General features: G+C 65.0%; 9 protein-coding genes. All 9 read right to left on the bottom strand.

Going from position 1 to position 11,882, the window contains the following annotated elements; genetic code table 11:
- Nucleotides 1-964: cache domain-containing protein (locus J6595_RS21790; RefSeq protein WP_209597737.1), on the bottom strand; the 964-nt coding region annotated here is incomplete at its 3' end.
- Nucleotides 965-1,450: 486 nt separating this feature from the next.
- Nucleotides 1,451-3,316: a succinate dehydrogenase flavoprotein subunit gene (sdhA, locus tag J6595_RS21785; RefSeq protein ID WP_209597735.1), complete on the bottom strand. Its 1,866-nt coding sequence runs from the start codon at nucleotides 3,314-3,316 to the stop codon at nucleotides 1,451-1,453.
- Nucleotides 3,317-3,319: 3 nt separating this feature from the next.
- On the bottom strand, nucleotides 3,320-3,697 hold the full coding sequence (sdhD, locus tag J6595_RS21780; protein ID WP_209597733.1) for a succinate dehydrogenase, hydrophobic membrane anchor protein: 378 nt from the start codon (nucleotides 3,695-3,697) through the stop codon (nucleotides 3,320-3,322).
- A gap of 14 nt (nucleotides 3,698-3,711) precedes the next feature.
- Complete coding sequence (gene sdhC, locus J6595_RS21775; RefSeq protein WP_209597731.1) at nucleotides 3,712-4,104, bottom strand: succinate dehydrogenase, cytochrome b556 subunit; 393 nt, start codon at nucleotides 4,102-4,104, stop codon at nucleotides 3,712-3,714.
- A gap of 275 nt (nucleotides 4,105-4,379) precedes the next feature.
- Nucleotides 4,380-5,540, bottom strand: coding sequence for a GGDEF domain-containing protein (locus J6595_RS21770; protein ID WP_209597728.1), 1,161 nt, complete (start codon nucleotides 5,538-5,540; stop codon nucleotides 4,380-4,382).
- A 217-nt stretch (nucleotides 5,541-5,757) separates the two neighbouring features.
- Nucleotides 5,758-6,252, bottom strand: coding sequence for a GNAT family N-acetyltransferase (locus J6595_RS21765; RefSeq protein WP_209597726.1), 495 nt, complete (start codon nucleotides 6,250-6,252; stop codon nucleotides 5,758-5,760).
- Nucleotides 6,253-6,337: 85 nt separating this feature from the next.
- Entirely contained in the window at nucleotides 6,338-9,934 is a 3,597-nt protein-coding gene (locus tag J6595_RS21760; protein WP_245199041.1) for an efflux RND transporter permease subunit, read from the bottom strand.
- Nucleotides 9,931-11,142, bottom strand: coding sequence for an efflux RND transporter periplasmic adaptor subunit (locus J6595_RS21755; RefSeq protein ID WP_245199039.1), 1,212 nt, complete (start codon nucleotides 11,140-11,142; stop codon nucleotides 9,931-9,933). Before J6595_RS21755 ends, J6595_RS21760 begins: the two co-directional genes overlap by 4 nt.
- A gap of 56 nt (nucleotides 11,143-11,198) precedes the next feature.
- Nucleotides 11,199-11,855 carry a TetR/AcrR family transcriptional regulator gene (locus tag J6595_RS21750; protein WP_209597724.1) on the bottom strand — a complete coding sequence of 219 codons (657 nt, stop codon included), beginning with the start codon at nucleotides 11,853-11,855 and terminating at the stop codon, nucleotides 11,199-11,201.
- Nucleotides 11,856-11,882 lie beyond the last annotated feature (27 nt).

Here is an 11,882-nt window from a genome sequence, read left to right as displayed (position 1 = left end):
ATTCCGGCGCCACCTTGCCCGACATGCGCACCGTCAGGTCACCCGAGGACAGACGGTCGAAGCTCGCATCGACGACGCCCATGAACTCGCGCAGGTCCTCGGCCTTGGCGTGTTCGAGATCGGCCTGACGCTGCTTGGCGTCGGCCTGCGAAACGCGGGCGGCTTCGGCTTCCTGTTCCAGCCGGTCGCGCTCGATCGCCTGCTCCTTGAACACCTGGACGGCATTGGCCATCTCGCCGATCTCGTCCTTGCGCCCGACCGCCGGGATCTCGACGGCTTTGTCGCCAGCGGCCAGCCGGCGCATCGCGGCGGTCATCTGGTTGATCGGACGCGAGATCGAGCGTGCGATGAGAAGCGAGAAGACGATCAGGACGCCGAGCAATCCGGCAAACCAGAGGCCCGCCTGGATCGCCTTGGCCTGGAACTCGGCGGCGAGATCATCGACATAGACGCCCGAACCGACGGTCCAACCCCAAGGCTGGAAGAGCTGGGAATAGGACAGCTTGGCCTGCAGATCGTCAGAGCCCGCAAGACGGGTCCGATAGTATTTCGTGAAGCCGCCGCCCGCACGCGCAGTCTCGATCATCGCCCGGATGTGGTATTTGCCGGTCGGATCCTGCGCGTCCCAGGAGCTCTTGCCCTCGAGTTTGACGTCGGGATGCATGACGCGGGTTCCCTTGTCGTCATACATGAAGATGTAGTCGTCTTTGCCGTAGCGAATCGGCCGCGTTGCTTCCTTGGCACGCTTCTGAGCCTCGGCGAGGCTGAGTTCGCCGCTCTCGACGCGCTTCTCGAAGGCCGCGAGAATTGCCGTGGCGCCCTGAACCTGCGACTTGATGAGCTGCTCGCGATCCTTCCAAATGGTGTTGTTCAGCGAGTAGAGCTGCATCGACGTGGCGACAATGCTGACAACCGCCGCGACGGTGATCAAGGCCCACAATTTGCGGGTAATCGAGAAGTTCATCGGACCGTTGCTCCGGCAGCGTGTAAACTATGGATTTAACGGCGCATTCGGCCGCGGCTTTACGAATAGCAACCAAAGACTTTCAAAAGAGTTGAACGAACTTGATCCCAGCTCGCCTTAAAAGTTGCTTAGCTTACGGATGCATACGCCCAAGGGTTGTTTTCTGGCGATTTTCCGTCCAGCCGACCCTGATCCGCGCCCTGCCGTGAAAAGGGCCTGATTTGCAGGGCCCGAGAGACCGGAGAACGTCCGGTTTGTTGTCAGTTACGCCGAGCATCGATAGGCATGCGCGCTGTGCATGACAGCCATGCGCCTGGAAAGAAATTCCGCTGCGGCCGGTGCCCATGCCCGAGGCCTCCCGTACGCCCCTTGCTTGACGTTTTCGCCACGCTTTTACCGGCGACGATCGCGGCCACACAGCAAACGGGCCGGCCATCACTGGGATAGCCGGCCCGCCGGAATATTCACCGCTTCTGCGAAATGCGGTCAGTAAACGCGCTTCTTCGGCTCGATGTAGTCGATCTGGTTCGACAGGGTGTAGCTGTGCACCGGCCGGTCTTCGAGCGTGATGGTCTTTTCCACCGTGTCGCAGAAGGACAGCGTGTGCTTCATCCACTCCTGATCATTGCGGTCCGGATAGTCCTCGCGGGCATGGGCACCGCGTGATTCCGTCCGGTTTCTCGCCGAATCCATCGTCACCACCGCCTGGGCAATGAGATTGTCGTATTCCAGCGTCTCGACGAGATCGGTGTTCCAGATCAGCGAACGGTCGGTGACGCGGATATCGTCGGAGGCCTTCCACACGTCGTGGATCTTGTGATGGCCTTCCTCGAGGATCTCGCCGGTGCGGAACACGGCGCAGTTCGACTGCATGGTGTTCTGCATGCGCGAGCGCAGCTCGGCCGTCGGCGTCGAGCCGTTGGCATAGCGGAAGCGATCGAGACGCGCGAGCGCGTTGTCGCCGGCGCCGGCGGGAAGCTCCGGCTGGTCCTCGCCGGGCGTCACGGTCTCGGCGCAGCGCAGGGCAGCCGCGCGGCCGAAGACGACGAGGTCGATCAACGAGTTCGAGCCGAGGCGGTTGGCGCCGTGGACGGAGACGCAGCCGGCCTCGCCGACGGCCATCAGGCCGGGCACGACGGCGTCGGGATTGCCGTCCTTCTTGGTCAGAACCTCGCCGTGGAAGTTCGTCGGAATGCCGCCCATGTTGTAATGGACCGTCGGCAGGACCGGGATCGGCTCGCGCGTCACATCGACGCCGGCGAAGATGCGCGCCGATTCCGAGATGCCGGGCAGGCGCTCGTGCAGGACGGCCGGGTCGAGATGGTCGAGATGCAGGAAGATGTGGTCCTTGTTCTTGCCGACGCCGCGGCCCTCGCGGATTTCCATCGTCATCGAGCGTGAGACGACGTCGCGCGAGGCAAGATCCTTGGCCGAGGGAGCATAGCGCTCCATGAAGCGCTCGCCCTCGGAATTGGTGAGATAGCCGCCCTCGCCGCGCGAGCCCTCGGTGATCAGGCAGCCGGCGCCGTAGATGCCGGTCGGGTGGAACTGCACGAATTCCATGTCCTGCAGCGGCAGGCCGGCCCTCAGCACCATGCCGCCGCCATCGCCGGTGCAGGTATGGGCCGATGTGGCCGAGAAATAGGCGCGGCCGTAGCCACCGGTGGCCAGAATCGTCTTCTTCGCCCGGAAGCGGTGGATCGAGCCGTCATCGAGGCAGAGCGCGACGACACCGACGCAGGCGCCCTCGTCGTCCATGATCAGGTCGATGGCGAAATACTCGATGAAGAACTCGGTCGAGTGGCGCAGCGACTGGCCGTAGAGCGTGTGGAGGATGGCATGGCCTGTCCGGTCGGCGGCGGCGCAGGTGCGCTGGGCGGCCGGGCCCTGGCCGAATTCGGTGGTCATGCCGCCGAAGGGCCGCTGATAGATCTTGCCGTCTTCCGTCCGGGAGAACGGCACGCCGAAATGCTCGAGCTCGTAGACCGCCTGGGGGGCGTTCCTGACCAGATATTCGATCGCGTCCTGATCGCCCAGCCAGTCCGACCCCTTCACGGTGTCGTACATGTGCCAGCGCCAGTCGTCCTTGCCCATGTTGCCGAGCGAGGCGGCGACGCCGCCCTGGGCGGCGACGGTGTGCGACCTCGTCGGGAAGACCTTGGTGATGCAGGCCGTGCGCAGGCCAGCCTGCGCCGCACCGAGGGTTGCGCGCAGCCCGGCGCCGCCGGCCCCGACGACGACCACGTCGAAGGTGTGGTCGACGAAGGAATAGGCCTTGCCGTTCTGGCCCGGCGCGGTGCGGTGCGCTTGCCCGCCCGTGCCGGCGCCGTTCGTTGTTCCGTTCTCAGCCATCGCTCAGACTCCGAAGCTCATCTTGACGATCGCGTAAAGGCACGCCGCGGCGACTGCGATCGCAAAGAAGGTGTTGAGGATGAGGAGCGGCAGCTTTGCCGCTCCGTGGACGTAGTCCTCGATGATCACCTGCATGCCGAGCTTCATGTGGAGCGTCGCCGAGAAAACGACAAGCGCCATCACAATGCCGACGAAGGGGTTGGCGAAGGCCTCGCGGACCCCCTCGTAGCTCTCGTTCATCAGGGTCAGAAGGAGGATCACGAAGAAGGTGATCAGGACGACATTGGCGAGCGCGGTCAGCCGCTGCTGCCAGAAATGTTCGGTTCCGCCGGCCGATCCGAGACCACGCACGCGGCGAAGGGGAGTTCTGAAATCGCTCATGTCTTTGCCCCTTTTCAGCCGAAGATCAGAATACCGAGCCACAGGATGACGGTGACGGCGAGGGAGCCGATGATCGTCGCCATGGCGAGTTTGGTCGAGGTTTCCTTGGAGATCGCCTGACCGGTATCCCAGATGAAGTGGCGAATGCCGCCGAACATGTGGTGGATCAGCGCCCAGGAATAGCCGAAGAGGATCAGCTGTCCGATGATCGAACCGAAGAAGGCCGAAGCCGTGGCGAAGGCGTCCGGGCCGCTCGCTGCCGCCACCAGCCACCAGACCAGCAGAAGCGTGCCGACATAAAGCGCGCTGCCGGTAATGCGGTGGATGATCGACATCGCCATCGTCGGGCGGAATCGGTAGATCGAAAGATGCGGCGAGAGGGGCCGCGCGGATTTGACGTCGGACATCGGTGCCTTCCTGTCCATGCGTTCGGCAGTTGGGCCGCACCGCCTCTAGGGTAGAGCAGCGCGGCAATCGGCCAATGGAAGCCTTCTAAAAGGACGATCGGTCATATGAAAGCAAGCCTTTCGCCGCAGTTGCGAAAAGAAGCCGGCGATAAATCGATTAGCCTCGCATTTGCCGCCCGGTGCAGCCGTTGCGTTGCAGCAGGCCGGCGGCCGATTGCGAATCAGCCGCGGGTCTTTCGATCGAGCCGTGGCTCATGATTTGCGCGGACGTGGCTTCAGCCGGCAGCGACGATGTTCAATCGTGAGCGGCGGTCTTCGGCCATCACCACGCGATCACGGCCGCCCCTTTTGGCCTCGTAGAGAGCCGCGTCGGCGCGCCTCAGCGCATCGGCCGGAGAGGCATCATCGCCATCGATCGCCGCGATCCCGACGCTCGCCGTCATCGGCGCTGACAAGCCGATGGAGGACCAGTTGCTCCGGGCGAAGTGTCGCCTTATCGCCTGCGCGGTCCGGAGCGCGGCCTCGGGCGTGCAGGGGCCCAGCATCACGACGAACTCCTCGCCCCCATATCGCGCGGACAACGAGCCTTTCGGGACGTTTTCCTCGATGCTCCTTGCGCAAAGGCGGATGACCTCGTCGCCTGTTGCATGTCCGAACTGGTCGTTGACCCGTTTGAAGTGATCGATATCGAGTTCGATCACCCACCCCCTTTGCGCCGTGGCGAACCAGGAGGTCTCGAAACCCCGCCGATTGAGGAGACTGGTTAGAGGATCACGCTGCGCTGCCTCGCGGTAGACGTCGAAGTGGCGCAGGATGGCCATCGACAGGGTCACGATTGCGGTCGCCGTGCCGAACAGGGATCCGGAGACCTCGAGCAGATAGTCGTAATGGGCATGGGCGTTGATTTCGAGTCCGCCCGCCCATGGCATGGCGTCCAAGCGGCGAACCGACTGCACTAGCATATCCAACATTCCGGCGACGGTCAGGACCAACAGACATCCGGGGAGGATGGTTCGAACACTCGGCGCCATCCGCGCGGCCGCAATAGCCAGCAGCAGAACACAGGTCGTATTGAAGGCGAGAAACTCGATCAGGGCCGACGGCCGGACCAGCGTCGCCAGCCCCACGACGCAAATCCCCGTAGCGGCGAGGATGGTGATGAACCACGGCTTGAAGGAAAGACCGAACCAGGCGGAGTTGGCAAAGTTGACGAACGCAAATCCGCAGATCATCAGGGCATCGGCAATGAAGGTGCGGCTTGGATGCCAGCTCGTGGGGAGGAACATGTCGGCTGCGAAGGCAGACCCGAGACAGGAATATGCCGCCCCCCAGAACATTGCCGCGGCCTGTCTGCGATAGCCGATGACGAAGAACGTCGTAGCCACGCAGTACATCATGAGCGGCAGGACGAAATCGATGCTCTCCCCTCCCAGCATAAATGCCCAACCTTCTCTGAAATCAGTTTGCGCGCCGAACGCCCGCGACTCGCGCCAGTTCGACGGTCGCGCACTCTAAATATACCGTTTCCGAACAATATTATAACGATGTCTAATTATTTGCGCACAGCCGCCCGACCGATGGGGCCGCCAAGCGGCGTTGGCGCTCGCCAGGCCTGTCAGATGATGCCGACGCACGCGCAACGCCGACTCGGCATCAGCGCATCTCGGGTTCCCGCTCGACGAAACGGATGACGTAACTCGCCCAGTCGGCCGGCTCCGCGACCTTTTCGTAGAGCTTTCGCCCGGTGCCGGGGTTACGCGGCGCATGCAGGACGAGCTTCGACCAGCCACGCCCGTCGGCTTCCTCGGCGAGGACATCGACCATGGCCTTGGCGATGCCCTTCTGGCGATGGCGGTGATCGACGAAGATGTGGTCGGCGAGGCCGGATCGCATGCCGGTCCACACGTCCGGAATGTCGTAGAAGATGATGAAGCCGACGAGGCGGCCGTCGAGCCGGGCGCCCAACAGCTCGGCCGTGCGATCCTGCAGGAGCTGTTCGGCATAATAGGTGTCGGGCGAGCTCGGCGGCCCGCGAAACAGGGACTGGTTATAGGCGGCGATCAGAGGCGCGAGGTCACGCGCATCCGAAAGCTTCAGCCGTCTGATTTCGATGTCCGGCGCTGGCGCGCTTTCACCCAAGGGTTCCATGGCAACGCTTCTTCACGCGATTGCAGCGGCGGTCAAGTGGTCCCGGACGCCGATGCGGCAGCGCCGGGGACTTTGGTCGGACGGATCACTCGGCCGCGTGGGGATAGCGGCTCGGCGGGCGGGCCTCATCCTCGTCCTTGGGTCTCACGCCGATCTGATAGATCGCCGGCGGTCCGTAGACGAAGGTCTGGCCCGGCCCGGCGGCGGGAACGGGCCCCGCCGGATGCTGCCAGCCGGCCTGGACGGCGCCGTCACGGGCGACGACGAGCCCGGTGCCGGGCTCGGCTTCCATCGCCGGGTTGGGCCGCAATATCCAATGGAAGAAGCGGCCGGTCACATGGCTGAGATCGTCCATCAGCGTGTAGATTGAGGGGATCAGCACCAGCGACAGGACGGTGGAGACGAGCAGGCCGCCGATCACCGCGATCGCCATCGGCGCGCGGAACTCGCCGCCCTCGCCCGTCGCCATCGCCGCGGGAAGCATGCCCGCCGCCATGGCGAGCGTCGTCATGATGATCGGCCGGGCCCGCTTGGCCCCCGCATCGATGATCGCGTCCGTCTGGCTCATGCCGTGCTTTTCCCGCTCGACGGCGAAATCGACCAGCATGATCGTGTTCTTCGTCACGATGCCCATCAGCATGAGGATACCGATCACCACGGGCATCGAGATTGCCGTGTGCGTCAGAAGCAGCGCTCCGATGACGCCCGCCACCGACAGAGGCAACGCGGCGAGGATCGTGATCGGCACGAAGAACGAGCCGAACAGGAGGATCAGGACGACGAGCACCATCATGATGCCGGCAACCATCGCCGAGGCGAAGCCCGCGAAGACCTCGCCCTGAATTTCCGCGTCGCCGACTTCCTGCAGGCGCACGCCGGGCGGCATGTTCTTCACCGCCGGGAGCTCGGCGATCCGGGCCGAGCCCTGGCCGATCTCGTAGCCCGGCGCCATCGAGGTGCCGACCTTGACCAGCCGCTCGCGGTCGTAGCGGTCGATGGTCGAGGGGCCGCGGCCGAAGCCGATATTGGCGACCGTCTCGAGCGGCACAGCCGCCCCCGAGGCCGTGGTGACCTTGAGGTTGCGGATCGTCTGGAGATCGGAGCGGGCGTCTTCCTCCAGCTCGACGCGGATCGGGATCTGCCGCGTGCCGAGGTTGAACTTGGCGAGATTGGCCCCGACGTCGCCGATCGTCGCGACCCTGACGGTCTGGGAGATCTGGTCGGCCGTGACGCCGAGATCGGCCGCGACGTCGAAGCGCGGCGTGATGCGGATCTCCGGCCGGGCGAAGGAGGCCATGGCCGAGGGGCTCGAAAACATCGGATCTTTGCGCATCTCCGATTCGAGCTTTGCCGCGACTTCCGACACCTTGTCGCCGTCGTCGCCGAGAATGCCGACGGAGAGTTCGCGCTCGCCACGATCGTTGACATAGAAGGCGCGCAGATCGGGGATGGCCGCGAGCTTTGCCGCGACGATCGGTTCGAGGTCGCCCTGGCTGCGTTCGCGCTCGTGCTTGCGGGTCAGGTTGATGGTGAGCGCGGCGCGGCGCACTTCCAGCGTGCCGGTCGGGCTCGACCCGCCGATGACGAGGACGCTCCTGACTTCCGGCAGTTCGCGGATCGACTTCACCGCCTCGTCGGTCACCCGGCGGGTGGTTTCGAGGGTCGAGCCCGGCGGCAGTTCGACGGAGACCACGATGCGCGAGGCATCCTCCTTGGGGATGAAGCCCGTCGGCAGGTATTTGATCGCGTCGATCGAGCCGATGAACAGGCCAATGCCGACGGCGAGCGTCACCCAGCGCATCCCGAACGGGAACCGGATCAGGCGGCGACGACCATCCGCGCCCTTCCTCCAGAACGGCGTTGGCACCCGGAAGACGTGCAGCGTGCCGCGCAGAAAGGCGGTGTAGGCGCGGGTCAGCGGCCCGACCTTGCCCTCCGGCGCGTGGGGCATGCCGAGATAGGCCAGTAGGATCGCCAGGCCGAAGAGGCCCGCGGCCAGCAGCGCCGCGTCGTTCTTGGCGGTCGCAAGATCCATCGGCGGCAGATCGGCCGCAATCGGCTTCAGGAAGCCCAGCGCCGAGCCGGCCCCGAGATCGGGCAGGATCGCGAGCGTGTAGAGCACCGCCGCGCCAACCGCCCAGAGCGGGATGAACCACAGGAGTTTCCTGAAGAACAGCTGGACGAAGCCCGGCCCGTCATGGCGATGCGGCCGGAAGAAATAGGCCGCGAGCATCGGCGTGATCAGCCGGGCGACGAGCAGCGAGAAGAACACCGCGATCGCGACCGTCAGGCCGAACTGCTTGAAATACTGCCCGGCGATGCCGCCCATGAAGGAGACCGGTGCGAACACCGCCATGATCGTCGCGGTGATCGCGATGACGGCGAGGCCGATCTCGTCGGCCGCTTCCATCGATGCCTTGTAGGGCGGTTTGCCCATGGACATGTGGCGCTCGATATTCTCGATCTCGACGATCGCGTCGTCGACGAGAATGCCGGTGACCAGCGTGATGGCGAGCAGGCTGACGAGGTTCAGCGAAAAACCCATCAGATCCATGACGCCGAAGGTCGGGATCGCGGCCAGCGGCAGGGTGATGGCGGCGACGACCGTCGCCCGCCAGTCGCGCAGGAACAGAAGGACCACGATGACAGCGAGGATCGCGCCTTCCGCCAGCGTCTCCATGGCCGATTCGTAGTTGCCGTAGGTGTAGGTGACGCTGTCGTCGATCTTGGAGAACGAGACATTCGGATGCTCACGGCCGAGCTCGGCGACGCGCGTCGCCACGGCATCGGCGACCGTCGTATCGCTCGCCCCCTTGGCCCTGTAGATCGAGAAGGCGACGACCGGTTCGCCGTCGAGGCGGGCGAAGGAGCGCGGCTCCTCCCACGAATCGACGACCTCGCCGAGATCGGAGAGCTTGGCCTCCCGCCCGCCCGGCAGGGCAATGCGGGTGGCGGCGAGCCCTGCGACCGTGTCGGCGGAAGCCAGTGTTCGGATCGCCTGTTCCTGGCCGCCGAAATCGCCGCGGCCGCCGGACAGATCGACATTGGTCGAGCGCAGCTGGGCGTTGATCGTCGCGGCGGTGACGCCGAGCGCCGCCAGCCGGTCCGGATCGAGCCGCACCTGGATCTCGCGCTCGACGCCGCCCATCCGCTCGACCCGGCCGACGCCCTTCAGGCCCTGAAGCGCGCGGATCACGGTGTCGTCGACGAACCAGGAAAGCTGCTCCGGCGTCATGCCCGGCGAAGAGGCGGCATAGGTGACGATCGACTGGTTCTCGACCTCGATGCGCTGGATGATCGGCTCGTCGATCGAGCGCGGCAGATCGGAGCGGATCTTGGCGATCGCGTCCTTGACGTCGTTGACCGCCCGGTCGGTATCGACCTCCAGGCGGAATTCGGCCGCCGTCACCGACTGGCCGTCGGTGATCGTCGAGGTGACGTGCTTGAGTCCGGAAACACCAGCGACGGCGTCCTCGACCCGCTTGGTGACCTGGCTTTCAAGCTCCGACGGCGCGGCGCCGGACTGGGTGATGGTGACCGCGACGACCGGAACGTCGATATTGGGAAAGCGGGTGATCGGCAGGGCGAAGAAGCTGTAGATCCCGAGCGCGATCAGGACGACGAAGAGCAGGATCGGCGGAACCGGATGCCGGATCGCCCAGCCGGAAATGTTCCAGTTCATCGCTCGCCCCCATTGTCGGCAAGCTTGACCGGCGTCACGGTGTCGCCGTCACGCACGAAGGCTCCGGCGGTCGCGACAACCTCTTCGCCCGCCCGGACGCCTTTCTGGATCTCCACCGTGTCGGCGGTCGTCAGGCCAAGGTCGACGGCTCGCCGCTTGACCACGCCGTTCGAAACGACCTGGATGACGGCGTCATCCCCCTCGAAGACGACGGCCGTGCGCGGCACCAGCACACCCTCATGCCTGGCGATTTCGATCACCCCGCGGGCGAAGGCGCCGGCATGCAGGCCCTTGGCGTTCTTCGGCAGGGCGATGTCGACGATGCCGAGCCGCGTCGCCTGATCGACCCTTGGCGAGATCAGCCGGACCGTGCCTTCGACAGGCTCTCTTTTCCCGGCAACATAGACCGCGACTTTCTGGTCTTTTTCGAGCCTTGCCAGCGCCGTTTCCGAAACCGCCGCTTCCAGCTCGATCAGCCCGTCGCGGGCGATCTCGAACAGGCTGCCGGAGGCGGTCGAGACGATGGCGCCGAGCCTTGCATCGCGCGACAGGACGAGGCCGGCCGCCGGCGCCTTGATCTCGGCCTTGGATTTCCTGAGAACCCACTGGTCGCGCTGGGCGATCTGCGCGGCCTTGTCGGCCTCGGCGACCGCAAGCCCCTCCCTCGCCGCATTCACCTTGGCGCGGGCGCTGGAGGCGGCGGCGATCCGCTGGTCGAGAACGTCCTGGCCGACGATGCCCTTTTCTGCCAGCGGCCGCGAGCGCGCGAGCGAGGCATCGGCCTGGATCGCGGCGGCTTCGGCATCGGAAATCTGCGCCTTGGCCTGCGCGATCGCGGCCTCGGCGCGCTCCACCTGTGCGTCGTTGAGCGCGATGTTGGAATCGATCATGTCGGTTTCGAGCCGGGCGAGCACCTCCCCCTTCTCGACGCTGTCGCCCTCGTCGGCCGAAAGTTCGACGATCCTCAGGCCGTCGACGTCTGCGCCGACGGAGACCGTTTCGCGCGGCATCAGCGTGCCGGTCACGTCCACCTTCTCGACGATCTCGCCGGTGCGGGCGGAGACGACCGAAATGCTCGGCGGCTTGGGCGCATCGGCGCTCTCCTGAGCACCCGCGCCGGCCGGCATCGCCACCGACAGCAAGACAGCTGCCCAGAGCGGGGCGAAGATGCGGCGCGAACGGCTCTCTTTGCGGTGATGACTGGCCATCGTCTTGTCGTCTCGTCTCGTTGCTGACCGCAGCAATCTCACAAAAAATCCGATCTTCACGCTGTGATCCCCGTCTCTTGACGGTCCGGGGTGAGGAGCCTGCTGACGAAGCGCCGCAGCTGCGGCTCGATCGTCTCGATTTCCATCTCCGGTCTCAGCTGCAGATGCAGGACCAGACCGTCGGCGAGAGCGAAGATCATCAGCATCGCGGCGTCGACGTCGGTGTCAGGGTCGATTTCACCGCGGTCGCGGGCATCCAGAAGCAGCTTGTGGAAACTCTCGCGAACGGTCGTCTCGATTTCGCAGAAGCGTTGGCCGACGGCAGTATTGCGGATGCTTTCCGACCAGATCTCGATCGTCAGCCCGCCGGTCGCCCGATCCCGCGTATGCCGCAGATATTCGACACCCACCCGCACGATCCGCTCGACGAGATTGCCCGGTTCGAACAGAAGCTGGGTGCAGGCCACCGCCATCACCCGCTCCTCCTCGGCAATCGCCTCGATGATCGAATCCTTCGACGGGAAATAGCGGTAAAGAGCGCCCGGGCTCATCTGTGCCTCGGCGCAGATCTGGTGCATCGACGTCGAATGAAAGCCGGAGCGCGAAAAACAGCTGCGCGCCGCGTCGAGCACCTGTTGTCGCCGCAGTTCATGCGCCGAGGCGGGCGCTGGCGGCGCTTCAAATCCGATTTCGAGAGCAAACCTGTCCGGCATTTCAAGCTTTCGATGGCCGCATGTCGG

Source organism: Jiella mangrovi, assembly GCF_017815135.1.
Taxonomy (GTDB): Bacteria; Pseudomonadota; Alphaproteobacteria; order Rhizobiales; family Rhizobiaceae; genus Jiella; species Jiella mangrovi.
This window is presented reverse-complemented; position numbering and strand designations above follow the sequence as displayed.